Raw genomic sequence first — 23,827 nt, 5'->3', positions numbered from 1 at the left:
GGTTCAAGTAAAGCATCTTATCGCTTCATCGTTCCGCATTTATCTTCCCCTTATCACAGGAGGAGCACAAAATGCCTTACGACACACACGCAGATACACGCACCGATGCCGAAGCCCGCCGCGCGCCGGTTTCAGGCAATCCGTTTTCCGTCAGGACCGGATTTAACGCACTAAGCTTTAAGCATGGCATGTATGCCGATGCGATGGACCCGCTGATCATGGTCGACCATTTCGTGATGACCGAGCCGACTTTCGGGCCGCATGCACACGCCGGTCTCTCTGCTGTGTCGATCCTGTTCGAGGATAGCGAGGGCCGGTTCAACAATAAGGACAGCCTCGGCAATGATATCGATCTGATGCCGGGTGATCTCTACTGGATGAAAGCGGGCGGCGGCGCTGTGCATGACGAAAAGCCGGTTCCGGGCGCGCGCACGCATGCGCTTCAGGTGTTTGTGAACCTGCCTGCCAGCATGAAATATGACGCGCCCGCCTCGCTGCATGTCAAAGCTGGCGATATGCCCGTGCTGACAGGGGCGGGTTACAGAGCGCGCGTGATGCTGGGGGCTTCAGGCAGCCGTGAGGGCGCTGTGTCGCCAGCGCTGCCGATGACGGTTCTGGATGTCTCCCTGCGCGATGGCGGGCGGTTCGAGCACACCGTTCCAGCGGGCGAGACGGTGTTCGTTCTGGCCGCCAAGGGTGAAGCCCGCGTCGCGTTCGGCGGCAAAACAGAAGAGCTGAGCCGCGGACAGTCTGTCGCCTTCACGCCGTCAGACAGCGAAGAGCGACTAATCCTCTGGTCAACGGACGAGGCGCACATTGCTGTGCTGCAGGCTACGCCGCTGAAGGAAGACTTCGTCCAGCAAGGGCCGTTCGCGATGAGCACGCAGGCTGAAGTTGACGCGATGTTCGCCGCGCACAAGGCTGGCTTGCTTGGCCGGATCGAGCCCTAGCGGGCGCGAAAGGAGACGGATAATGTCCAGCTCATCTTCAGGCAAAATACCGTCATGCAAGCCGCTTCCGAAGCACAAACTGGCAGTGCTTACCTTTGTCGGCTTGCTGATACCGGTGAATGTCATTCCGAAGTGTCTGATCGCCTTGTTCCCTGACCAGCCTTTGCTGGTCACGGTGCTGGCGGTCGGGGCGATCGTGCTTCTGATGACCTATGTGATCATGCCCGGTCTGATCTGGCTGTTTCGCGGCTGGCTCAGACCTTCTCGAACTCATACATCTCGGTCGTGACAGACTTCTGGCCCATCTCGCTATAGCGCGGACCGGAGATGTTTTCCGGTGCGAAAATCTCATCCAGCTGGGCCACAGTCGCGGCATTGAGCGTGACATTCATCGCGCCCCAATTGTCTTCCAGATGGGTGATATCCTTCGTGCCCGGAATGGTGACGATTTCCTCATCCTTGGCGAGCACCCAGGCAATGGCCAGCTGAGGCAAGGAGCAGCCGACCGCGTCGGCGATCTCACGCGCGCTGGCGACGAGCTTCATATTCTCCGAGAAGTGCGGGTCGTTCACGCGCGGGAAGAAGTTCGCCTTGCGCATATCGCTGTCGACAAACTCTGATGGCACGAGCGGCTTTTGCGAGAAAATACCGCGCCCGACTGGCGAGAAGGAGACCAGCGCCGTGCCGAGTTCCTTACAGGCGTCGATCACTGCGATTTCCGGATTGCGGGCAATGAGAGAGTATTCAGATTGCATGGCAGCAATCGGGTGAACGGCCGCCGCCTGACGCAACATGTCGGCAGACATTTCGGACAGGCCAATTGTCTTGATCTTGCCCTGCTCGACCAGCGTTTTCAGCGCGCCCACGGAGTCTTCAATCGGCACGCGCGGGTCCGGACGGTGCATGTAATAGAGGTCGATTACGTCCGTCTGCAGGCGCTTAAGGCTCGCCTCACAGGCTGCGATAATGCTTTCAGGGCGGGCGTCCAGCGTGCGCTGTCCATCTTTGAAACCGAGCACGCATTTGCTGGCGAGCACGAACTCGTCGCGACGGTGTTTGAGAAACTTACCGATCCGGCGCTCGCTCTCGCCAAAGCCGTAAAGCGTCGCCGTGTCGAAGAAGTCATAGCCAAGATCGAGTGCGCGATTGAGCAGCTTGTCTGACGCCTCCTCAGAGATTGGGTCGTTATAGGCGTGCATCATGTTCATGCAGCCAAGGCCGACCGGGTTTACAGAAAAGGGTCCAACAGCGCGCTTTTGCATAAGTCCTCCACGGGCTGGCTTGGGCCAGCGCCTCATTCAATGCATTGAGCTGACAGGGTGCCGCATTGCGCGTCGGCAAACCAGTAAAAAAGTTTTGAAGCCAATTACCGCACCATTTGCGTCCGGCACTGGAAGAAGCGTAAAAAAATCTGCGATCAGCTATGTTCGCGAAACCCAATCGGGCCTACTTAGAAGCCATGCGCAGACACCCTCTCTTCTGGCTTCCCAATGCCCTCACCCTGATGCGATGCGTCCTGGGCGTGGTGGTGGCGTACATCATCTTCATGGTGGCAGGAAAAGAAGCGAGCCTCTTAGAGATTGTCAGCTCTCCGCGCGTGGACATGGAAACCCGCCTCATACATCAGGAGATGATTTCCAATTTCCGCACCTTCTGGGGCCATGTGGCGTTTGTGATTTTTGCGCTGTCGGCGGTCACCGATTTCTTCGACGGATTTCTGGCACGGCGCTGGGGCGTAGAGAGCAAGTTCGGTCGTCTGCTGGATCCGATTGCGGACAAGATTTTCGTCGGCATTCCGCTGCTCACACTCGCATGGACAAGCGGCTGGCCGTGGCCAATCGCTCTGCCGGTTCTGGTGATCGTCGGCCGCGATATGCTGATCACCGTGCTACGCTTTATCGGGCTCGGCGCAGATGCCATGAAGGTGAACTTCGTCGCGAAGATGAAGACCTTTATCGAGATGATCCTGATCGCCGTTTTCCTGCTTCTGATGGCACTCGCGGAAACGCCCGATCCGTTTCTCTCCAATTACCTGTCCATCTGGACTGTGGTTTTGTGGGCAACGGCTTCGCTCTCTGCTTACACCGGCGTCGTCTACATTGCCGGTATTATCTTCCTCCGGTTCAAAAAGCCGGAAACTGAGGACATCACCCCCGCCCCCGGCGCCGACACGACTGTGCAAGACACCTTCAACACCGACACGAACTAGGTCATACTATCGCTATGCTAAATCAAACCCCACGCCTCCCGGGTGAGGCTAAACTCCGGTACACCGACGCGACCTTCAACATTGTTGAAAAAGGCGACTTTGTCGTCTGCGCTGTTACGGGCAAGCAGATCCCGCTGACAGAGCTTCGCTATTGGAGCATTGATCTGCAGCAACCTTATGCCGATGCGGCTGCCGCAAATCAGGCTATGGTGACGAAACAAGACGAAGGTTGATTTGAATGCTGCGCCTGATTGCCCTGCCAATTCTCGCTATCCTCGCCACCTCTCCGGAAGGCGGAAACGCTGTCACGGCCTCGGCGCAGGAAACAATGACGCCGACCTGTAATGCAGGCGCGATCCAGCAGGGCGGACTTCTGCTCTGCACCGGCGAACCGGGCACAACGGTCTATATGAATGGCGGCGCCGTTGCCGTGTTTGATGCGGATGGCCGCGCCAGCGTTGGCCTCGCACAGCATGCAGAAACCGACGTTACGCTGCGCTTCACCAGCAATGGCGAACGCTTCACCGAAAGTCTGACCCTCGCAACACGCGAAGATGACTTCCGCGTTCTTGAGGGCCTCGACTGTGACCGCGTTGACGCGCGCACACAGGAACAGATCGACCATGCGGGCCGCAGCTGGGTGAAGAAACAGGCTGCGTTTCAGGAATTCAATGAAGGCGCGGGCATCTGGAATGGCGTAACGCGCCCGTCCGAAGGGCCAATGTCCTCTCCGTTCGGCCCGACACGCCGTTATACCGGCGTGTCTGCCGTAACCGGCGAAGCGTGTGACAGCGTCTCAGTCCACCGCGGCTATGACATCGCAACACCCGTCGGCACACCTGTCGTCGCCCCGGCTGATGGCGTGATCACACTGGCAGATGGTGACCTCTATTATGAAGGCGGCGCGATCTTCCTCGACCATGGTCAGGGGCTGGTTTCTGTCTTCATGCATCTGAGCGAGGTTCAGGTTGAAGCCGGTCAACGCGTTGAAGCTGGCGAGCAAATCGCGCTAACCGGCAATACGGGCCGCACCACGGGCCCGCACCTGCATTGGTCTGTCAAATGGCGCAACACGGCCAGCGATGACCGTGGCGGTGATTTCTATATCGACCCGGCCCTGCTGCTCGACATTGGCTACTAAGGCTGAATAATCGTGGAGCCGACTGTTTTACGGCTCTCCAGATCGATATGCGCCTGCGCAATGTCTTCCAGCTTATAACGCTGGCCGATATCGGCTTTGATCGCACCGACTTTAAGTGCGCCGAACACGGCATTGGCAGCGCGCGCAAGGCTTTCCGGTGTGTTGATGAAGTGGAACAGGCCCGGGCGCGTCATCATCAGTGATCCGCGCTGGTTGAGCAGAGCTGGCGGGATCGGATCAACTGGCCCGGACGCATTGCCATAAGTAATGAACAGGCCACGCGGACGCAGGGATTTCAGGCTCGCCATTGCGCTATCCTTACCGACACCGTCGATAGAGATGTCGACGCCTTTGCCGCCGGTCAGCGCTTTCACCTCGGCAGGAATATCAGCCGACTGAAGCAGCACATGGTCTGCGCCGTTCTCGCGGACACGCGCCGCTTTCTCTTCGGTAGACACGACGCCGATGACATTCGCGCCGAGAGCTTTCGCCCAGCGCACAACAATCGATCCAACGCCGCCCGCCGCAGCCCATACTAGCAGCGTATCACCCGGCATGACGCGTTTGATCTCGAACAACAGCATCCACGCCGTCATACCCTTCATCATCAGAGCGGCTGCATCTTCGTCGGCCACACCATCAGGAATAGGAACCACTTTAGAGGCAACATCACACACATGGGTCGCATAGGCGCCTGTGATTGTCGGATAGGCCACACGATCACCAACGCTCAGGCCCTCAACGCCCTCGCCCACAGCTTCAATCACGCCAGCGCCTTCAAAGCCCGGCGTGACAGGCAGTTTGGTCGGGTAAAGCCCGGTGCGGATATAAGTATCAATGAAATTGAGGCCGATCGCAGTCTGCCGGATCAGCACCTCACCCGCGCCCGGCGTGCGGACGTCAACGTCCTCCAGCTTCAGAACTTCAGGACCACCATTTTCATGAACTCGTACTGCGCGGGCTTGCACCATTTGAATACCTCCGGGACTCACGTCTTTATTTCGGCATGACGAAATCACACCTTCTTTGCGGAGTCGATGAAGCAGGACGCGGTCCCTGGGCCGGCCCCGTCACGGCTGCAGCGGTGATCCTGCATCCGGACCGCCCTATTACAGGCCTCAACGATTCAAAGAAGCTCACCGAGAAGAAGCGCGTCGCCCTCGAAACCGAGATACGTGAGAAGGCGCTGGCGTTCGGACTTGGCTGGGCCAGCCCGCAGGAAATAGACGAGCTGAACATCCGCCAGGCGACCCATCTGGCGTGGCGCCGCGCCATTGAAGAAATGGGCATCACGCCTGATTTCATCCAGATTGACGGTAATGATCTGCCGCAAGGCCTGCCTTGCCCTGCCGAAGCGATTATCAAAGGTGACGGTAAAATTGCCGAGATTTCTGCCGCGTCCATTCTGGCCAAAAACGCACGCGACAGGCTGATGGTCGAGCTGGAGGAAACCTATCCCGGCTATGGCTTTGCAAAGCATAAAGGCTATGGCGTGAAAGCGCATTCAGAGGCCCTCGCTACGCTTGGCCCCTGCGCCGTCCACCGTATGAGTTTCAAACCGGTTTCACTGGCGGCGCGACGGTTGGCCTAAAGCCATCTCAATTTTCGGAAGACCCAGAGCTGTAACAGCATAATAGCGACCAGCGCTATGACCGTAATCGTAAATGCGTGTGAGTTATCAACGCCCGGCATACCGCCAACATTGATCCCCAGAAGGCCGGTCAGAAAGCCCATCGGCAGGAAGATCGCAGCAACAATCGAAAGAAGATACATGGTCTTGTTCGACTGGCTGGCCGCGCGGCTATCAATATCATCCTGAATAAGGATGGCGCTCTCTTTAGAGACATCCAGATCGCCCAGATAGCGGTGCAGACGTGCAATCACTTCACGCACATTGCGACGGTTCATATCACTGAACCATTTCGGCGCATCACGGCCAATCGCGGACAAAGCCTCATGTTGCGGCGACATATGCCGCTTGAGGGACAGACAGTTCCGGCGGATGACCGCAATATCGTCCAGCGCCGTCTCGTGTTCCTTGGTGAAATCGATCTGCTCAAGATGATCGAGCTTGTCGTTCATGTCGAGAATGGCTCTGTTCATTCGCGCGACGAGCTGCTCGATAATCTCCGTCACAAGTCCGCCAGCTGTTTTCGGGCCATTGCCCGCATCCAGCTGCTTCATCACATCGCGAGGCGATTGAAGGCGGCGTCGGCGCAGCGTGATCACACGGTGCTCATCGGCCCAGAGCTGCATGGAAATCATATCCTCCGGCTTTGCACCGGGGTTAAAATTGATACCGCGCAGAACAGCTATGAGCGCGCCCTCTTCCTGAAACGCACGAGGATGGGTTTCATGAGACACCATAAGATCAGCGGTAGCTTCAGGCAGACCAATCTGGCTCATCAGCCAGTCGCGAATACCTTCTGCGGACCGGTCCAGATGGATCCAGAGCACGTCACCGGGCTTTTCCGGCTGCCAGTCGCAGGCTTCGTGCCAATGGACTTCACGCGCACCGCCATGACCATCCAGAACGCGGCTGTAAAGCAAGCCGTGACGGATATCATCTTCAGTGCGGTGATCCTGATCAGTTTCTTCGGTCATAGTCTGAAGCTATGCGCGATCAGGGTAATAGCAAGCGGATTCTGCACTGGCAGAACCCGCTCACGATCAGAGTTTGGAGGGACGTTTAGTCGACATCGCGTCCGTGTGTGCCAACCGGCGGAATTGGCAGAGGAGACAGTTCCGGAATTGGATCAGACGAAATTTGCTGCTCCAGATACCGCAGAGCTTCATCAAGCTGGTGGTCTTCACCCCGATACGCCGCGAGCGGCGGTGTATCCACCTCAATGTCCGGTCCGATGCCATAACCTTCAACGAGCCAGCGGCCATCCAGACCATACTGGGCGTATTCAGCCACACGCGCCTGACCGCCATCCACGAGACGGTTTCGGTCTGACAGCCAGATACCAGCACCTGCCGTACGCGTACCGATCAGAGGCGCAAGTTCGAGCGCTTTCACACCGGCAGAGAAGCTCTCACCGTCTGAATAGGTGTTCTCGTCAATCAGAACGACGAGGTGACCACGGAAGGCTTGCTGCATGTTGGTGTATGCCGGGCCGCCATGCGGGCTCTGCCAGAAGGCCCAGGCCTGACGCAGAAGCGTGCCGATGATCCAGCTATCAATATTGCCGCCGCGATTGCCGCGAACGTCAATGATCAGGCCGTCTTTGTCGAAATGCTCGTAGAAATCACGCGCGAAGCTCGCAACGTCACCGCTACCCATGGCGCGCAGGTGAAGATAGCCGATCTCGCCATTGCTTGCTTCGGCAACACGGTCTCGGTTCGTCTGAACCCAGTCACGATAGTAAAGGCCGCTTTGGCCGCGGCGGGAAACTGGCTCTACGATATCCCGCATCTCGGCGCCATTGCGCTCATAGGTGACAAGCACCTGCTCGCCTGCGCGGTGATCCAGTGCACGGGAAAGATCAGCTTCAGTGCGGATCGCAGTGCCGTTAATCGCCGTGATGACATCGCCTTCACGGAAATCCATGCCTGGCTGCTGCAACGGGCCGAGCGTATCAAGAAGGTCACGCTCAGGCTCGTAAACATCGACGATTTCAAGGCCATCAGCATGACGGGCAAAGCTTGCACCAAGGAAGGCTGGCGCACCGCTCTCTTCATCTTCAGGCACATCACCCTGACGAATCTGGCTGTGCAGAATACCAAGCTCGGCAGACATTTGAGAGATCAGGTCATTCAGTTCAGTCCGGTGACCAATGCGATCTGCGTAAGGCAGGAACTGCTCACCGACCGTTTCCCAGTCGAGGCCACGAAGGTTCGGGTCGAACGCGAAATCACGGTGCAGACGCCATGCGTCATTGGCCATCTGCTCCCATTCATCATCCGGATTGATACGCAGCTTCCAGTCAGAGAGATTAACCTGCGCCGGCCCCGTATCCGTCGGGAAACCTTGTCCTGCGTCCACGAGGAAGAAGCTTGGCTGATCCCCGCGCTTTGCGACCAGAATGGTCGAGCGGTCGCCGGAAAGCGAATAGCCCATTACACCGCTGGTATAGGTTTCCAGCTCAGGTTCATCATATGTCAGCTCGATACGTTTGATCGCGCCAGAACGACCGGAACGCTCGATCAGATAGAGATGCTTTCCGGTGACGGACAGATTGGAGTAATTGCCTGCGCTGACCGGCACCTGCCAGAGGCGAGACGCTGCACCGTCAAAATTGATGACGATGCCTTCGTCTTCAGCCTCTTCGTCTGCTTCGTCCTCATCTGTGTCTTCGTCTGCGTCCGCATCCTCCATCATCAGTTCGTCAGGACGCTGGAACGGGAAATCAGCCTCAGGATCAAGCTGAAGCGCGTAGACCAGATCGCGGTCATTGAAGGCCGGGCCCATATTCCGGTCGCCCCAAGGAGAGCCCGGATTTGGATCATAATTGCGGCTGGAGAGGAAATAGAGCCAGCTGCCATCTTCCGCGATTGCCGGAGAGTAAGACGGGAAGCGACCATCGGTCAGAACCGTGCGCGTGCCAGTCTCGAAGTCGTATACGGCAACCTGCGCGATATCGCGCGCGTCACCTATTTCATAGGCCATGTAGCGGCCATCAGATGTGAAGTTGAAACCGGAGAACGCGTTGTCATTGCTGCTCTCGGTCATGTCGATTTCGCTCATCGTACCCGCTTCCGGGTCGAGCATCATCAGGCGGCCCGCCTTGTCAGGGAAGACGACTTTCGCGCTGTCACGAACCGGCACGATATCCCACGCGAACGCATCATGGTTCGCATAGCGGACTTCGCCCTCGCCGGAGCCATCCACAGGGAAGCGCCAGAATTCCTGACGGTCCTCATTGCCAACCCAGGCATAAATCCATTCGCCATCACCGCTGACGACAGCATCGCGAGCGCGCGTACCTTCCGGCAGCGTGTATTCAATGCGGCGACGGTCATTCAGATGCGCCGTCACGAAATGACCGCGCGCTGTGACCGTGACAGAATCGCCTTCAGGAGAGATTTGCGCAGAGCTCATATAGTTCAGCGGGTCATCCAGCCAGCGCTCGCGCTGATAGTCGCCATCGCCAATCAGAGCGAGGCTCACCAGAGTTGTCTCGCCAGAGGTCAGGTCATAGCTGTAGATGTCAGCGCCGCGGTGATAATAGATCACACCGTCATGCATATACGGCTGGCGCATCAGCCAGCGTTCAGAGCTGGTTTCCTGACGCACATCATCGCCAGTTTCATTCATGGACCAGATATTGTCCGAGCCGGATTTGTCGGAAACGAAATAGACGCGGCCATTCCAGTACATCGGATGACGCATGCCTGCACCATGGTCTGCGGCAAGGCGTGTGGCTTCAACGTCAGAATCCATGTCATAGCGCCAGAGCTGCGCCATCGCGCCGCCGCGATACTGAACGGCGTTGTCGTTGGACATGGAGAGGCCATAGCGGGTGAAGAAGATCGTGCTGCCGTCTTCGTTGAACGCGGCCTGATCGGCTTCCATCAGCGGAATATCCGTCGTGACGAACGTGTCGATATCAACGGTTTGCAGGATACGCTGCACAGGGCCAGGAATATTGCGGTTCGCGATGAGAACCTCACCGTCCGGCGTCCAGCCACGCAGGGCGACACCGCCGCCGCCAAACGTTACCTGACGCGGCGCACCACCGGCGACCGGCATGATGTAAATCTCGGACGGCCCGTCATAATTCGCCTGAAACGCAACCCATGCCCCGTCCGGAGACAGCATTGGCGAGCTTTCCGCTTCCGGATGCGTCGTCATGCGGAAGGCGGTTCCACCAGCCGCATTCGTTTGCCAGAGGTCACCCTCGCTCGCAAAAATCAGAACATTATCGTTCGCGGTCGGGGTCTGGTAATACCCCTGCGTCTGAGCGGCTGCTGGCAGTGCGAATGCAGCGCAACCAATAAGAGACGACATAAGAAATGAGCGCATAGCTACCCCCGGAAAATCAATTCAGCGGGGCAATCTGATATCGTTGACCAATAATAATCAAGGTTACAAATTGTTTATATGGCCGAGTATTACGCAAATCCCTGCCCCTGCAAACAGCCCGATCAGCGCTTGTTTTCAGGGCCTTTGCCTCTGAGTTCCTCAAGGCTTGGATTGCGAAGCAGGGCTTCAATTTCGTGTGATCGAAGCTCTTTCCAGCAGCCTTCTTTCAGACCGCCCAGTTTCAACGCACCAATCCGCACACGGACGAGATCAATGACACGCAGTTCAACAAGGTCACACATACGCCGGATCTGGCGGTTACGCCCTTCGCGCAGAACGAAGCGGAGCGTCTGGTCGGCAATGCCTGTCACGCGCGCAGGCTTCAGTTTGCGCCCGTCCAGCTCCAGCCCTTCGCGGAGCAAAGCCATTTTCTTGCCCGTGATCTTACCACGAATGCGGACGATATATTCTTTCTCAAGATCAGCATCAGGGCCGATCACGCCTTTAGCCACCGTGCCGTCGTCAGACAGAATGAGGAGGCCACGAGAATCCATATCGAGCCGTCCGACAGGTGCGAGACTGTCATTGCCGCGCACCGGCGCGCCTTTTCCTACACGGTTCTCATTGGTCAGCAGACGGATGGCGGGGATCTGATCCTCTTCCGGCGTCGCAGAGACGAACCCAACCGGCTTGTTCAGCATGATGGTCCGCTTGGACGAGAGCGTTTCTGCGCCCTTTCGGTTCAGCGTCAGCGTCTGGCCCGGAAGGATTTTGCGGCCCGCATCTTCAACCTTTTCACCATCTATAAAGACCGTGCCAGATGTGATGAGACCTTCGGCTTCACGGCGCGAACAAACGCCGGACTGGGCCAGCCATTTATTGACGCGGACCGGCTCTTCGCCGTCGAAGGTTTTCTCAAAATCACTCATGAGTGTGCGATACGAGCTTGCCGGTCCAAGATCAAGCAATCTCGCTTCGTGTCAGCGTCGCCCGAACAGGCGTTCAATATCAGCGAGCTTGAGTTCCACATAGGTCGGACGCCCGTGATTGCACTGACCGGAATACGGTGTCGCTTCCATTTGACGAAGCAGGGAATTCATCTCTTCAGAGGTCAGTCTGCGCCCTGCCCGCACGGAGCCGCGACAGGCCATATTGCCCATTACCTCTTCAAAACGCTCCTTCAGCGAGAGGCCGGCGTCATACTCAACGAAGTCATCGGCCAGATCCTGTATCAGACCGTGGACATTCATATTGCCAAACAGCGCCGGTGTCGCCCGCACACAAATCGCACCGCCGCCAAAGGGTTCAATCTCAAGGCCCATCGCCTCAAGTTCCGGCGCACGTGACAGAACGCGTTCTGCCTCATCTTCTGAAAGCTCGACAACTTCGGGGATAAGCAGCGCCTGACGCTTCACGCCGCTCTCGGCCATATCCGCTTTCATGCGCTCATAGACGAGACGCTCATGGGCTGCGTGCTGATCGACGATGACAATACCGTCTCTGGTCTGCGCGATGACATAAGTTTCGTGCAGCTGGGCTTTGGCGAGGCCAAGCGGAAGCGCTTCAACTTCGGGGGCAGACCTGTCCTGCTCAACGCGCACAGACATTGGATCGTCCATGGTCCGCGCTGGCTCGCGAAAACCTTCCGGCATTGGAACCGGCGCATCAGAGCGGAAATTGACAGATGGGTCCTGCTGAACCGGTTGAGCCTCGAAATCGCCTCCCCAAGGGCGTTGCGGCATGACCGGACGCTGCGCCGGTTCGGCATGCAAGCTGGATGCGCGCCAAAGGCTTGCGGTGGGGCGCTCCTGCTCGACATTTACTTTGCCGAGCGCCTGACCTGCTACTGTTGTAGACGCGCGGTGGCCTGCATCTGCCAGCGCATGACGCAGCGCGCCAATCAACAGGCCGCGCACCAGACCGGCATCCCGAAAGCGCACCTCGGTTTTTGCCGGATGCACGTTCACGTCCACGGCCTCGGGATCGAGATCGACGAACAGAGCCGCCATCGGATGACGGTCTCGCGCGAGGAAGTCCTGATACGCCGCGCGGATAACACCCGTGAGCAGTTTGTCCTTCACGGGACGGCCGTTTACGAAGAGATATTGATGCTGGTTATTGCCACGATTGAGGGTTGGCAGCCCTGCGAAACCGGAAATACGCACGCCTTCTTTTTCAGCGTCGATCTGCATCGCGTTTTCGCGGAACTCACGGCCCATAATCGCGCCGAGACGGGCCAGACGAGATTCTTCCGGCTTACCGCCCTCGGCTTTCAGGCGGAAGACAGAGCGTCCGTTCTGCGTGAGCTCGAAGCCAACATCGGAGCGAGACATGGCGAGCCGGCGACAGGTGTCAGAGACGGCCATCGCTTCGGCGCGCGAGGATTTCATAAACTTCAGGCGCGCAGGCGTCGCGTAGAAAAGGTCTTCAACCGTGATGCTGGTGCCGTGTGGGAGAAGCCCTTTCCAGGCGGCAGGTTTCGGATCGCTCTTACGACCTGCCTCGACTCTCAGCTCGAATGCATCATCAGAGCTTTCAGACCGCGAGAGCAGTGTCATACGCGCAACCGAGCCGATGGATGGCAAAGCCTCACCGCGAAAGCCAAGCGTCGAAATGTTGAGAAGGTCTACACGGCCGTTTTCGTCAGACTGGAGCTTGGATGTCGCATGGCGTTCCACAGCTAGCGTCAGCTCGTCCGCATCCATGCCGCAACCGTCATCGCTCACGCGGAAGAAAGTACATCCACCTTCCTCGGCTTCAATAGTAATATGGCGTGCGCCCGCATCCAGTGCGTTCTCAACGAGTTCCTTGATGGCCGCAGCCGGGCGTTCCACCACTTCACCAGCAGCGATCCGGTTCACTGCATCAGGTGGCAGCAGACGAATACCACCCGCGCGGTTCAGGCGGGATTGTTCTGGCGTATGGAGAGACGAATCATCAGGCATAGCGGCTAGTTTAAAAGAAATACGGCCCGCCCGATATGGGCAGGCCGTAGACTCTTAACAGCTGTTTCAGCCGAAATCAGGGCTATTCAGCAGCTTCTTCTTCAGCAGAAGGCGCCAGTGAGTCTTGAAAGTACTCACCAATCATGTCGAGCTCTTCCGGCTGACCGACAACAACAAACGTGAAGTTCTCAGGCATCAGATATTCTGCTGCCACGCTGCGGACTTCTTCAATCGTCACAGCATTCACGAGTTCATTGCGACGCTCGAAATAGTCGATGCCGAGGTCGTCCTGACGCACGCCCATCATCTGGCCGGCAATCTTCGCGTTGGAGTCAAAGCCGAGCGGGTATGCACCCGTCAGATAGGACTTCGCATCTTCGAGTTCAGCTTCCGTCGGACCTTCGGTTGCGAGGCGGTAAAGCTCAGCCTGTGTACGACCGATCAGCTCGCCAGCACGCTCGTTCATCGTCTGGGACGACCCGCTCCAGCGAGACAGGTGATCCTGAGAGGAAAGAGACGTGTAAATGCCGTAAGTCAGGCCACGCTTTTCGCGAATTTCATCCATGAGACGGGCAGAGAAACCACCGCCGCCAAGGATGTAGTTCGCAACATAAGCTGCGAAGAAGTCCGGATCATCGCGGTCGACGCCAGGCGCTGTGAAGGCGACCAGAGACTGCGGCTGAGGCAGATCACGAACAACAGGTTCTGTAGGTGCGTCACGAAGAACGACATCTTCAACAACTGCAGTCGTGCCGCTCATTGGCAGACCGGAGAAAGTTGACTCCATAGCAGCCAGAAGACGCTCTTCTGAAATGTCGCCAACAGCCGTGATCAGAAGCGTGTCCTGAACCATGATGTTGTCACGCTGTGTACGCAGATCGTCGATGGTTACAGCCTGAACTGTGTCCGGTGTCGCGTAGCGCGCATAAGGGTGACCTTCAGGATAGATCGTCTCATAAAGCGCACGACGCGCGAGTGTGCCCGGATTGGTTTCAGCGCGCTGAAGGGCGATCAGAGTTTCTTCGATGGAACGCTCGAACGGCGCCGCATCAAAGCGTGTCTCTGTCAGGCCCATGCGGACCATGTCCATGGCTTCTTCGAAGTTTTCAGACAGCGTGGACATGGAGCAAGACGTCCAGTCATCGCCAGACGTACACCCGAAGGACATGTTCAGCTCTTCCATGCGCGTCGCATACGCATTGGAGTCGAGTTCGCCAGCGCCTTCGTTCATCATATAGGTCATCAGGCCGGTTGCACCGGTCAGACCTTCAGGGTCAGACGTTTCACCGCCGCTCCATGCCATATTGATGGACACGATAGGAATAGCTGGTTCGCTGACCAGCCATGCAGAATAACCACCGGAGGCTTCAACTACCTGAATGTTGGAAAGACCTGTTTTGGCTTCTTCTTCAACTGTCTCAACAACCGGAGGCGGTGTCGCAACAGAAACCGGAGCCGGCTCGTTTACAGGCGTGCTTGTCGCACAGGCTGACAGAAGCGCTGCACCTGCAACGCCAAGAGAAAGCGGTTTCAAATTCATGTTAGCTTTCCTCCGGAACCAGCAACTGGGTTTGAATAGACGGTTGGTCAGCGATGTAACGCGCAAGCGCTTCGCGAACCATTTCTGGTGTCACAGACTCGATTTCCTGTGGCCATGTCGCAATACGATCGAGGTCGTCACCACGCGCTGCAGCGCTACCGTAAAGTTGAGCCATGCTCGCCTGGTTGTCGCGCTGGAAGATAGAGCTTGCGATCATGCTGGATTGAGCACGCGCCAGTTCTTCTTCAGTTGGGCCGTTCTCAATGAAATCAGCCAGAACTGCGTGTGCAGCTTCGGACACCGTTTCAAGGTCCACACCCATTGCAGGCGACGCACCCATGCCAAACAGGCCGGTTGCACGCAGGTCAGTCCAGCTGAATGCATAAGCGCTGACAGCAACGCCCTGCTCTTCAACCAGCTCCTGGTAGAGACGGCTTGTGCGGCCACCGCCAAGGATTTGCGCAGCAAGATCAAGCGCGTGCGGTTCAAGCGTTTCTGTGTTCACGCTGTAAGACGTGGACTGCCAGTACTGATCCCACTCTTCCTGACGCACTTTCGGGTCAGAGTGTGTGAGCGTCATGGACTCAGCGAGTGGCTGAACTTCCGGCCAGACGCGCTCTTCCAGATCAGCTGTTGGCTCGATTGAACCATAAATGTCTTCGGCAAGCGGGCGCAGCTCTGCAGCTGTGATGTCACCTGCGACGACGAGAATTGCGTTCTGCGGGCCATACCAATAGCCGTAGAAATCATTCGCGTCCTGAAGGGTCAGCTGTGTGACTTCGTCCATATAGCCGATGATCGGAATTTCGTACGGATGGCCTTCGAACAGCTCATCCATCATCATTTCGAACAGGATCGCGCCCGGATTGTTCTCGATGCGCTGGCGGCGCTCTTCAACAACAACGTCGCGCTCTGGCAGAACCTGATCCTCAGAGAGGATGAGGTCGGTCATGCGCTCCGCTTCCATTTCCATCATCGTCTCAAGACGGTCGACGGCGACGCGCTGATAATATGCTGTGTAGTCCCAGCTTGTGAACGCGTTGTCCTGACCGCCATTACGGGCGACGATTTTAGAAAATTCGCCCGCAGGAATGTCGTCAGTCGCTTTGAACATGAGGTGCTCGAACAGGTGAGCAATACCGGATTTGCCAGGCAGCTCATCCGCTGCGCCAACACGGTACCACACCATATGCGTCACAACCGGCGCACGGTGATCAGGAAGCACGATAACTTCCATACCATTTTCGAGGGTGAAGGTTTCTGGTGCCCAGGCTTCAGTTTCGCTTGAAGCGACAGCCTGCGGCGCGAGTAGCGCCATCGGGGCAGCGCAGGACAAGGCCCCTGCGAGGGCCAGTGAACGGATCAATCGCATCGGGTAAGGGGCCTCCCTGTCTGATGATGTCTAATGGGCCTAAGTGCCCGGCAGTTTGAAACCTGCCTCTCCGTATTCAATTACAACAGCACCACCGCCGGTTGCGCTGTTTACAGAATCAATCTGGCGCAAGCGCGCCGCTTCTGCGTCAGCGTCCAGCGGATTGCCGTCTGCATCTGTAGAAGTGTTGTTCAGTGGAACAAAGTCAAAGATCTGGCCGACGATTGTGTTCGGCTTACGCATGATTTGTGCGCTTTCGAAATCAACCTGAGTGCGAACTGTCGGGTCTGCTGCGGCTGCGCCAGCTGCGGTCACTAGAGCGCGCTCACCTGCGGATGCGCCCTGTCCCAGATCCTGTCCGAACAGAATTGTGCGGCCCGGATTGCCCTGATTCTGCAGCTCAGCTGGCAGAACGGCACCAACAGCCGGAGGACGCAGCGCATATTCTGGTGGAACAACCAGAGGCGGCTTTGTCACAACGTTGAACTCGTCAGGAGTTGTGCGGGAAAACCCTGAAGACTGACCAAGCGAGCTACAGCCTGCCAGACCAACTGCGGCTATCGCGACACCACACACTGCGAACGCCTTTGATTTCATCGAACCTGCCTCTTTCATTCCGGTTTACGTCTTCCTAGCGCGGATTTTCCAGCTCATCTAGCGTCTACATCATGACGCTTCAGTAAGAATTGATCGATGAGCAACAGAATCGCGCCGACGGTAATCCCTGCATCTGCAATATTGAACACATAGGGAAAGCCCAGCCCGAGCCTGCCGTCAAGCAGGTGCTCTGGCGTAAATATGCTTTCCAATCCAGCCATGAAGCCAGGAAGGGTGAATTCGATCCCGAACCATGGCCCTGAAAAGTCGAAGAAATCGACCACAGCGCCAAAACGGATGCGGTCGATCACATTGCCCAGCGCGCCGCCAATCACCATTGCAAGCGACAGTGCGGTGACGCGGTGCTTCGCCTGAAGCAGCCAACCGAGGAACAGGGCAGACACACCAAACTGGAGCGCCACGAGCGCCCAGCGCGCCCAGCCTTCAGACTGGGCCATGCCAAAACTGAAACCGCGGTTCCAGACCATTGAGAAATCCATCACAGAGGAAATCTCGATCTTGCCGCAAGGCTGGGTGCGATCGAGGCACGCCAGCGCATTGAATACATCCTCGCGCAGCACAAGGTGCTTGGTCAGCTGGTCGAGAAAAAAGATCACGCCAGCAACCGCAATCGCCCAGACTACGCGGGATACATTCATTTTAGCCATTCGACTGGTCCCATTCCATCACTGCCGCGGCATCACGCGGTGTGATGTCAGGGAAGTCATCCAGCGCTTCGGCAGGATCGAAATACTTCCAGCTGCGAGCACATTTGCGACCTTCGGCCATTCCCGGCACAACCGCAACACCCGGCACGTCTTCCATACGGAAGGCAACGCCCGGCGCTGGTGCGTCGGTTAGAATTGCCTTGGACGTGATGAAGAGATCAGCTGCATCTTCGCCATCGAAAGCACCAAGCAGGTCAGCGTCGTCAATGTGGACCACCGGAGCCGCCTCAAGCGACGAACCGATGCGTTTTTCACGGCGTTCAACTTCCAGCGCGCCGGTCACGACACGGCGGACTTTGAAGATTTTCGCCCACTTTTCAGCGAGTTCATCATTCTTCCAGTCTGCAGGCACATCTTCGAATGTCAGAAGGTGCACACTGTCGGACATGCCAGCCAGGTGGCTTGTCTGGAACGCTTCTTCAGTTGTGAACGGCATAACCGGCGCCAGCCAGAGGCAAAGGCGCTTCAGCAGTTCATTCATCACCATACGATTCGCACGGCGACGCGTAGAGCTGATCGGATCACAGTAGAGCGCATCCTTACGGATATCGAAGTATACCGCAGAAAGGTCCACACCGCAGAAATTGATCAACGCAGACATGATCCGCTTATAGTCAAATTTCTCGTAAGCCGACTTCACCAGAACATCGAGCTCGGAGATGCGATGCAGCACCCAGCGCTCCAGACCCGGCATGTCTTCCAGCGGCACGTTTTCGTCTTCTGAATAGCCGTCGAGCGCGCCGAGCAGATAGCGGAACGTATTCCGCAGGCGGCGATAGCTTTCCACATTCGCCTTCAGGATCTCGTCAGAGATACGCAGATCTTCCGTGAAGTCAGACGTCGCCGTCCAGAGGCGCAGGATTTCGATGCCGTTCTTCTGGGCAACGTCGAGCGGGTTCACCGTGTTGCCGATAGACTTCGACATTTTGCGGCCTTCGCCGTCCACGATGAAGCCGTGCGTGACGACCGTTTTGTACGGTGCGATGCCACGTGTTGCACAGCTTTCCAGAAGTGACGACTGGAACCAGCCACGGTGCTGGTCAGAACCTTCCAGATACACGTCGGCCTGACCGGTCGCGTCATCAATGATACCGCGCTCGCGCAGGGTGAAGGCGTGGGTGGTCCCGGAGTCGAACCAGACGTCCAGAACGTCTGTCACCTTCTCCCATTCATGGACATTCACGCCCGGGCCAAGCAGATCGGCTTTCTCAGCGGTGAACCATGCGTCGACACCACCATTACGGATAGTCTCGAGGATGCGGTCGTTGATTTCAGAGGCTTGCGGCAGAACCGTATGTGGCTCGCCATCGGCATTCACGAACAGCGTAAGCGGCACACCCCAGTTACGCTGACGGGAAATCAGCCAGTCCGGGCGACCTTCCACCATGGAGCGGATGCGATTGCGGCCAGCAGCCGGCACAAAATCTGTCTGATCGATACCGGCCAGCGCTTTGTTACGCAGGGTTTTACCATCACGGTCGGCTTTATCCATCGCGATGAACCATTGCGGCGTCGCGCGGCGGATAACCGGCGCTTTGGAGCGCCATGAGTGCGCATCTCGCAGCGTGGTCATGCCACGGCCGAGCAGAGCGCCAACTTCAGTAAGGGCTTTCAGCACTTCAGGACCGGCTTTGCCGTCCTGTCCACGCTTCTTGCCAGATGTGCGGATGATATCGAGGCCTGCAAAGCGCGGCACGTCCGGACGGTAAGCGCCTTCCGGATCAACGATATCGCGGATTTCCTTGGCCGTACGACCAGATCCCAGAAAGACAATATAGTCATCATCACCGTGCGCAGGCGCGGTATGAACGAAGCCTGTACCCGCGTCATCAGTTACGTGGTCACCAGCCAGCATTGGCACTTCATGATCCCAGAAGCCTTCGCCGAACTCAGCGCCGTTGAACGGGTGCTTCAGCATCCAGCCTGTCGGATCGACGTCGCTGACGCGCGTATATTCAGACACCTTCGCCGCGCCGAAGACATCTGCTGCGAGATTGTCTGCCACCGCAAGACGATCGCCGACTTCTGCGAACGGCTTGAAGCCGAGCTCTTCCTCGGACATCACAGCTTTCACCTCATAGAGGCCATAGCTGATCTTCGGGTTGAAACTGACCGCCTGGTTCGCAGGAATGGTCCATGGCGTCGTCGTCCAGATGACCACCGGGAAGTCTTCGCCCACGACAGGGAATTTCACCCAGATCGTTGTCGCCTTGCGGTCGTGATACTCGACCTCGGCTTCAGCGAGCGCGGTTTGCTCCACCGGAGACCACATGATCGGTTTCGCGCCGCGATACAGAAGACCAGACATTGCGATCGTCAGGAATTCAGAAACGATCTTCGCTTCGGATTCAAAACGCATGGTCAGGTATGGTCCGGTGTTCGGATCACCGTCTTTTTCATACCATTCCGCGTTCACGCCGAGACGACGGAACTGCTCGCGCTGAACATCGATCCAGTGCGCAGCATATTCACGGCAGGCCGCGCGGAATTCTGAACCGGTCACCTGCTCTTTGGTTTTGCCTTTAGCGCGGAACTGTTCTTCCACCTTCCACTCGATTGGCAGACCGTGACAGTCCCAACCCGGAATGAAGCCAGCGTCATAGCCGGACATCTGGTGTGAGCGGCAGACAATATCTTTCAGGATTTTGTTCATCGCGGTGCCGAGGTGGATATCGCCATTCGCGTATGGAGGGCCATCATGATAGACGAATTTCGGGCGGTCCTTGCTCTCTTCGCGCAGGCGCTCGTAAAGCTTCAGCTCATCCCATTTCTCGATCCACTGAGGCTCGGCCTTTGGAAGGCCCGCACGCATCGGAAATTCGGTTTTCGGAAGGAACAGCGTCTCGCGGTAATCGCGTCCGCCTTCGGAGGTGTTGTCTGTATCAGCCATAGTTCGGTTGTCTTCAATCAGCAGCAGGTTGTTCTTTGAAAATTGGGAGCAAAAACAAATACCCCGACCGCGAGCTGTGGTTCAGCTGACGGCCGGGCCGCTAATTCGAATGACATATATCAGAGCGGCGCATTGCATGGGCGATGCGTTAGCAGGGTTAGTCGGGGTTGTCGACGGTGTTTGGGGCAGCAAGCGTTGCAAGCTCACTAAATCACGCCGATAAAGCTTTGCTTCCAGAACTTCGGGGGAAATACATGGAAAATTCGACAAACGGCGCGCGGGACGAAACCGTCGAAATAGAAGAAAACAAACCGCCTCGCTTGCTCACCATTCTTACTGTCATAGGCGCAATTGCGTGTGTTGGCATTGTCCTAATCTATGTCAGCTTTTTCTTTTCTGCGGGGCAAACTATCAGTTCATCCACAGCCGACTGGGGAACGTTCGGAGATTATTTAGGTGGAACCCTGAATCCAATTTTGTCTTTTTTGGCTTTGATAGCGCTGCTATTCACCATAAAATTACAACTAAATGAGCTAAGGATCTCTCGTCAGGAACTTCGCTACACTAGAAGTGAACTCGCCGGTTCAAAACGGGCGCTAGAAGAGCAAAACCGAAAAGCTGAAAAAGACATTTTCATTCAAGTTTTTTTCAACATATTCAAAGAATTGCAGACAGAACGAAAAAAGCATGTAACCCAAATGAGCACTTATTCTGGTCTCCTCCAGGAATTGGAAGATCGCCTTAAGGGTGCCAAAGACAATACAAAACGATTGGAAATAATAAAATCAACTTTGGACAACGGCGGTGGAACACAACGCTGCCGTGTCCGCGTAACCATGAATTATCTCAATCTCTTACTCTCTCACATCATTTTCCACTGGAACAACACTGGCGACATCGCTGAACCACCGGAATGCAAACTCCTCACTCGCACCCTTCTTGATATGCTTTCACCGGAGGAAAAGATGCTAGTCTTTTACATCGGCTTCGACCCAGAGTTCACAGAACTACGGTCAAATTATAAAAAGCTCAACTTATACTCGGACTTTAAGCCCGATCCCAATCACCAAGCGCACTTTAACGCGCTCAAGGACTCGTAATGACGTCGTTAGCACGCATCGTCAGCTCTACTGCTTACTCTACATTGCATGCAAGGACACATGCGTTTCCGGTCTGCCCGAGCCCTCCCCCTCTAAAGCAGGGGCGCCACAAACTGCAGTGCCCCGTGCCCCTCCCTGAAGAGGGTAGAGGACACGCAGGAAGATCGTATTGAACTACAGCAAACGCGCGCCTTTAGCGTGATGGCCAGTTGAAGGTCACAGGGTCAGCGCCTTCAACCTGCGTTTCGCCCCAATCCTTAGACAGTTCCAACAACTGACCGCCTTCACCGGCAAGGATTTCGACGAGGTGGGCATTATGACTCACCACAATCATCTGGCAGTCCTCAGACGCTCTCAGGATCAGCCTGCCAAGTGCTGATATCAGCTCTGAATGCAAGCTGGTTTCCGGTTCGTTCAGCACCATAAGCTGAGGCGGACGCGGCGTGAGCAAGGCAGCTGCCAGCAGAAGAAATCGCAGCGTGCCATCAGACAACTCTGCCGTTCGAAGTGAGCGCAGCATTCCGGGCTGTTTCAGAACGATGTCAAACAGACCGCCCTGCTGGAGAATTTCTACGCGACTTCCCGGAAATGCATCTTCAATCGCGTGTTCAAACGCAGCACCATCGCCAATTTCCCGGATCGTCGCGATAGCTGCGGCAAGGTCTGATCCGTCTTCTGCCAGGGCGAAAGTACGCGTTCCGACATGGGGCGTCCGACATGGCGCATATTTGTCGGTGCGAAGCTGATCATAGAAGCGCCAGCCACGCATACGTTCGCGGAGCTCAATAAGTTCCGGCGTAGTTGAAGCATCAGCGGCGTAGGTCAGCATACTGTCGTAGGAGGCAAGATCGGTCTTGATGGAGACCCGCTCCCCACGACTGCCGAGCGCGGTCACCAGAGGGCCATTTCGTTGTGCCAGCACATTTGCGCGGCGCAGAACGGGTCCCGCCCAGACAACTTCAGTCTTTATGTCAGGATCGCTAAGGAAAACGGTTCCTCCGCCTATCGGCACGCCAAGATCGATGGCATAGCCAAAGTCTTCGCTGGCAAACCCGAGTTTGAGCGAAATGGTTTGCTTGCGAACCGTTCCTTCCAGTTCATGCTCACCGCGTCTCACTGACTGAGCAATTGATTCAGGACCAGCCCATATCGTGGAGCTTAGGCCGCCCTCATTGGCGAGCGCGCTAATCACCCGCCCCTGCCCGACCGACGCCAGGAGCTGAAGTGAGCGATACAGGCTGGACTTACCACTGCCATTTGGGCCGGTAATGACATTCAGGCGCTCCAGAGGGAGCCTGATATTGCGCAGCGAGCGATAGTCTTTAACGGCAAACGAGGTCAGCATGGCTTACTATCTAAAGCAGAAACGTGACGGTTGCACCACGCGTTGTTCCGTAGCCGCTGTGACCGCGCGTTCCAGGAAACCATCAATCCGGTCAGCGACCTCAGAGGCATAAGGTTCAAACAGCCAGAAGGTATGGAACATATCTTCATAGCTGTAGAACTCGTAGGGAATATCCCGCGCGGTGAGCCATGCCTCGACTGAGAGATGCCCTTCGGTGAAACGTGGATTTCCGCTGGATATGATGAGCGTTGGTGGCGCGTCCTCCGAGAGATGCACAACCGGGCTTGCCTCGACCCAGAGGTCCGTTGCGGTTTCGTATGCCCCGCCTACCCAGAGGGCTACGCCCGAGTTTGCTCCAGCACGGTTTTCATATTGGAGGGCGAGATCCGTTCGAAAATCCAGCACCCCATCCATATCGATAATAGCGGCAAGGCTGGTATCGTCGCCCGCGTCAGATCGGAAAAGGGTTTCGCCTGACGAAAATCCGAGTAGCGCGGCCATATGACCGCCAGATGAGCCGCCCGCAATGGAGACCGCAGCTGGGTCTATGAGAAATTCCTCTGCATTGTCCTTCACCCAGACGATCAGATCATTAAGATCGACAAGCCCGGTCGGATAAGGCGCTTCAGCAGAGAGGCGATATTCCGGCGTGAAGATGGTGTAGCCGCGCTGCGCAAGAAGGTTTGCCAGCAGAAACATGTGAGACTTGTTTCCAGACCGCCAGGCACCTCCATGCACGAGGATCACTGCCTGCGCGTTTCGAGCCTCTTCAGGGGGCCCGAACACATCGACATGCAGTTTTCGTCCATCCTCTTCTTTATAGAGGCGGTCGAAACTCACGGTCTGACCGGGCGCGAAGGTGAGCGTCGGCCATTCAATCTCCGGATGGGTTTCCACATTGCGATAATAGCGCTGATCGACCGTGTAAAAATCCATGAGCGGAATAGCGTCCTGCGCACTCGCGGAAAACGTGGACGCCATACCTAGCGCGGCCAGAGCCAAGGTATTCAGACACGCAGAACGCTTCATGTTCATACTCCCG

At 56.7% G+C, this 23,827-nt stretch carries 20 protein-coding genes; 7 read left to right on the top strand and 13 right to left on the bottom strand.

All coding sequences use genetic code 11. From position 1 onward, the window contains the following. Nucleotides 1–71 precede the first annotated feature (71 nt). Together G523_RS0109720 and G523_RS20680 are read left to right on the top strand one after the other, a co-directional pair. Entirely contained in the window at nt 72–950 is an 879-nt protein-coding gene (locus tag G523_RS0109720; protein ID WP_022694864.1) for a pirin family protein, read from the top strand. A 22-nt stretch (nt 951–972) separates the two neighbouring features. Beyond that, nucleotides 973–1,239 (top strand): hypothetical protein, encoded by a 267-nt coding sequence (locus tag G523_RS20680; protein ID WP_233347282.1) that lies wholly within the window; start codon nt 973–975, stop codon nt 1,237–1,239. On the opposite strand, the gene G523_RS0109710 is transcribed toward G523_RS20680, so the two are convergent. Next, a complete protein-coding gene (locus G523_RS0109710) occupies nt 1,205–2,212 on the bottom strand; it encodes an aldo/keto reductase (protein WP_022694862.1) in 1,008 nt (335 codons plus the stop codon). The genes G523_RS20680 and G523_RS0109710 overlap by 35 nt on opposite strands. A 197-nt stretch (nt 2,213–2,409) precedes the next feature. Between G523_RS0109710 and G523_RS20340 the strand changes: the two genes are divergently transcribed. The 3 genes from G523_RS20340 to G523_RS18870 are packed head-to-tail and all read left to right on the top strand — an operon-like array spanning nt 2,410 to nt 4,300. Beyond that, nucleotides 2,410–3,159 (top strand): CDP-alcohol phosphatidyltransferase family protein, encoded by a 750-nt coding sequence (locus tag G523_RS20340; RefSeq protein WP_022694861.1) that lies wholly within the window; start codon nt 2,410–2,412, stop codon nt 3,157–3,159. Nucleotides 3,160–3,173: 14 nt separating this feature from the next. Beyond that, the gene (locus tag G523_RS0109700; RefSeq protein ID WP_022694860.1) at nt 3,174–3,392 is read left to right on the top strand and encodes a DUF2093 domain-containing protein; all 219 of its coding nucleotides are present in this window, start codon (nt 3,174–3,176) and stop codon (nt 3,390–3,392) included. Between the two features lie 5 nt (nt 3,393–3,397). After that, the gene (locus G523_RS18870) at nt 3,398–4,300 is read left to right on the top strand and encodes a M23 family metallopeptidase (RefSeq protein ID WP_022694859.1); all 903 of its coding nucleotides are present in this window, start codon (nt 3,398–3,400) and stop codon (nt 4,298–4,300) included. Here the strand turns inward: G523_RS18870 and G523_RS0109690 are convergent. Further along, entirely contained in the window at nt 4,297–5,271 is a 975-nt protein-coding gene (locus tag G523_RS0109690; protein ID WP_022694858.1) for a quinone oxidoreductase family protein, read from the bottom strand. The two genes, G523_RS18870 and G523_RS0109690, sit on opposite strands and share 4 nt — an antisense overlap. A 35-nt stretch (nt 5,272–5,306) precedes the next feature. Here G523_RS0109690 and rnhB point away from each other — a divergent pair, with 35 nt between their 5' ends. Then, the gene (gene rnhB / locus G523_RS0109685) at nt 5,307–5,891 is read left to right on the top strand and encodes a ribonuclease HII (RefSeq protein ID WP_027441605.1); all 585 of its coding nucleotides are present in this window, start codon (nt 5,307–5,309) and stop codon (nt 5,889–5,891) included. Here the strand turns inward: rnhB and G523_RS0109680 are convergent. The 9 genes from G523_RS0109680 to ileS all read right to left on the bottom strand — a co-directional run bounded on the left by G523_RS0109680 (nt 5,888) and on the right by ileS (nt 20,340). Beyond that, a complete protein-coding gene (locus G523_RS0109680; protein ID WP_027441604.1) occupies nt 5,888–6,904 on the bottom strand; it encodes a zinc transporter ZntB in 1,017 nt (338 codons plus the stop codon). The genes rnhB and G523_RS0109680 overlap by 4 nt on opposite strands. 85 nt (nt 6,905–6,989) lie before the next feature. After that, nucleotides 6,990–10,268 carry a S41 family peptidase gene (locus tag G523_RS0109675; protein ID WP_022694857.1) on the bottom strand — a complete coding sequence of 1,093 codons (3,279 nt, stop codon included), beginning with the start codon at nt 10,266–10,268 and terminating at the stop codon, nt 6,990–6,992. Between the two features lie 122 nt (nt 10,269–10,390). Beyond that, nucleotides 10,391–11,197, bottom strand: a complete 807-nt coding sequence (locus G523_RS18865) for a pseudouridine synthase (RefSeq protein WP_051134823.1) — start codon at nt 11,195–11,197, stop codon at nt 10,391–10,393. A gap of 51 nt (nt 11,198–11,248) precedes the next feature. After that, complete coding sequence (mutL, locus tag G523_RS0109665) at nt 11,249–13,213, bottom strand: DNA mismatch repair endonuclease MutL (protein WP_022694855.1); 1,965 nt, start codon at nt 13,211–13,213, stop codon at nt 11,249–11,251. A gap of 82 nt (nt 13,214–13,295) precedes the next feature. Beyond that, nucleotides 13,296–14,753, bottom strand: a complete 1,458-nt coding sequence (locus G523_RS18860; protein ID WP_022694854.1) for a M16 family metallopeptidase — start codon at nt 14,751–14,753, stop codon at nt 13,296–13,298. 1 nt (nt 14,754) lies between these two features. Further along, a complete protein-coding gene (locus tag G523_RS0109655) occupies nt 14,755–16,125 on the bottom strand; it encodes a M16 family metallopeptidase (protein WP_022694853.1) in 1,371 nt (456 codons plus the stop codon). A 39-nt stretch (nt 16,126–16,164) separates the two neighbouring features. Beyond that, nucleotides 16,165–16,722 (bottom strand): DUF3035 domain-containing protein, encoded by a 558-nt coding sequence (locus G523_RS0109650; RefSeq protein WP_027441600.1) that lies wholly within the window; start codon nt 16,720–16,722, stop codon nt 16,165–16,167. Between the two features lie 53 nt (nt 16,723–16,775). Next, on the bottom strand, nt 16,776–17,390 hold the full coding sequence (gene lspA / locus G523_RS0109645; protein ID WP_022694851.1) for a signal peptidase II: 615 nt from the start codon (nt 17,388–17,390) through the stop codon (nt 16,776–16,778). Beyond that, on the bottom strand, nt 17,383–20,340 hold the full coding sequence (gene ileS / locus G523_RS0109640; protein WP_022694850.1) for an isoleucine--tRNA ligase: 2,958 nt from the start codon (nt 20,338–20,340) through the stop codon (nt 17,383–17,385). The genes lspA and ileS overlap by 8 nt, the downstream gene beginning before the upstream one ends. A gap of 254 nt (nt 20,341–20,594) precedes the next feature. Between ileS and G523_RS20335 the strand changes: the two genes are divergently transcribed. Next, nucleotides 20,595–21,440, top strand: coding sequence for a hypothetical protein (locus G523_RS20335; RefSeq protein WP_022694849.1), 846 nt, complete (start codon nt 20,595–20,597; stop codon nt 21,438–21,440). A 193-nt stretch (nt 21,441–21,633) separates the two neighbouring features. Here G523_RS20335 and G523_RS0109630 read toward each other — a convergent pair whose 3' ends face one another. Together G523_RS0109630 and G523_RS18850 are read right to left on the bottom strand one after the other, a co-directional pair. Beyond that, on the bottom strand, nt 21,634–22,785 hold the full coding sequence (locus tag G523_RS0109630) for an AAA family ATPase (RefSeq protein WP_022694848.1): 1,152 nt from the start codon (nt 22,783–22,785) through the stop codon (nt 21,634–21,636). A gap of 6 nt (nt 22,786–22,791) precedes the next feature. Next, nucleotides 22,792–23,814 (bottom strand): alpha/beta hydrolase, encoded by a 1,023-nt coding sequence (locus G523_RS18850; protein ID WP_022694847.1) that lies wholly within the window; start codon nt 23,812–23,814, stop codon nt 22,792–22,794. Nucleotides 23,815–23,827: the final 13 nt, after the last annotated feature.

The organism is Ponticaulis koreensis DSM 19734, from assembly GCF_000420665.1.
Lineage (GTDB): Bacteria > Pseudomonadota > Alphaproteobacteria > Caulobacterales > Hyphomonadaceae > Ponticaulis > Ponticaulis koreensis.
Note: the sequence above shows the minus strand (reverse complement) of the source record. Positions and strands in the feature narration are given on the sequence as shown.

What these genes read in the sequence shown, in the direction of transcription:
- G523_RS0109720 (WP_022694864.1), top strand. Translation starts at nt 72, where the DNA reads ATGCCTTACGACACACACGCAGATACACGCACCGATGCCGAAGCCCGC.
- G523_RS20680 (WP_233347282.1), top strand. Translation starts at nt 973, where the DNA reads ATGTCCAGCTCATCTTCAGGCAAAATACCGTCATGCAAGCCGCTTCCG.
- G523_RS0109710 (WP_022694862.1), bottom strand. Translation starts at nt 2,212, where the DNA reads ATGCAAAAGCGCGCTGTTGGACCCTTTTCTGTAAACCCGGTCGGCCTT.
- G523_RS20340 (WP_022694861.1), top strand. Translation starts at nt 2,410, where the DNA reads ATGCGCAGACACCCTCTCTTCTGGCTTCCCAATGCCCTCACCCTGATG.
- G523_RS0109700 (WP_022694860.1), top strand. Translation starts at nt 3,174, where the DNA reads ATGCTAAATCAAACCCCACGCCTCCCGGGTGAGGCTAAACTCCGGTAC.
- G523_RS18870 (WP_022694859.1), top strand. Translation starts at nt 3,398, where the DNA reads ATGCTGCGCCTGATTGCCCTGCCAATTCTCGCTATCCTCGCCACCTCT.
- G523_RS0109690 (WP_022694858.1), bottom strand. Translation starts at nt 5,271, where the DNA reads ATGGTGCAAGCCCGCGCAGTACGAGTTCATGAAAATGGTGGTCCTGAA.
- rnhB (WP_027441605.1), top strand. Translation starts at nt 5,307, where the DNA reads ATGACGAAATCACACCTTCTTTGCGGAGTCGATGAAGCAGGACGCGGT.
- G523_RS0109680 (WP_027441604.1), bottom strand. Translation starts at nt 6,904, where the DNA reads ATGACCGAAGAAACTGATCAGGATCACCGCACTGAAGATGATATCCGT.
- G523_RS0109675 (WP_022694857.1), bottom strand. Translation starts at nt 10,268, where the DNA reads ATGCGCTCATTTCTTATGTCGTCTCTTATTGGTTGCGCTGCATTCGCA.
- G523_RS18865 (WP_051134823.1), bottom strand. Translation starts at nt 11,197, where the DNA reads ATGAGTGATTTTGAGAAAACCTTCGACGGCGAAGAGCCGGTCCGCGTC.
- mutL (WP_022694855.1), bottom strand. Translation starts at nt 13,213, where the DNA reads ATGCCTGATGATTCGTCTCTCCATACGCCAGAACAATCCCGCCTGAAC.
- G523_RS18860 (WP_022694854.1), bottom strand. Translation starts at nt 14,753, where the DNA reads ATGAATTTGAAACCGCTTTCTCTTGGCGTTGCAGGTGCAGCGCTTCTG.
- G523_RS0109655 (WP_022694853.1), bottom strand. Translation starts at nt 16,125, where the DNA reads ATGCGATTGATCCGTTCACTGGCCCTCGCAGGGGCCTTGTCCTGCGCT.
- G523_RS0109650 (WP_027441600.1), bottom strand. Translation starts at nt 16,722, where the DNA reads ATGAAATCAAAGGCGTTCGCAGTGTGTGGTGTCGCGATAGCCGCAGTT.
- lspA (WP_022694851.1), bottom strand. Translation starts at nt 17,390, where the DNA reads ATGGCTAAAATGAATGTATCCCGCGTAGTCTGGGCGATTGCGGTTGCT.
- ileS (WP_022694850.1), bottom strand. Translation starts at nt 20,340, where the DNA reads ATGGCTGATACAGACAACACCTCCGAAGGCGGACGCGATTACCGCGAG.
- G523_RS20335 (WP_022694849.1), top strand. Translation starts at nt 20,595, where the DNA reads ATGGAAAATTCGACAAACGGCGCGCGGGACGAAACCGTCGAAATAGAA.
- G523_RS0109630 (WP_022694848.1), bottom strand. Translation starts at nt 22,785, where the DNA reads ATGCTGACCTCGTTTGCCGTTAAAGACTATCGCTCGCTGCGCAATATC.
- G523_RS18850 (WP_022694847.1), bottom strand. Translation starts at nt 23,814, where the DNA reads ATGAAGCGTTCTGCGTGTCTGAATACCTTGGCTCTGGCCGCGCTAGGT.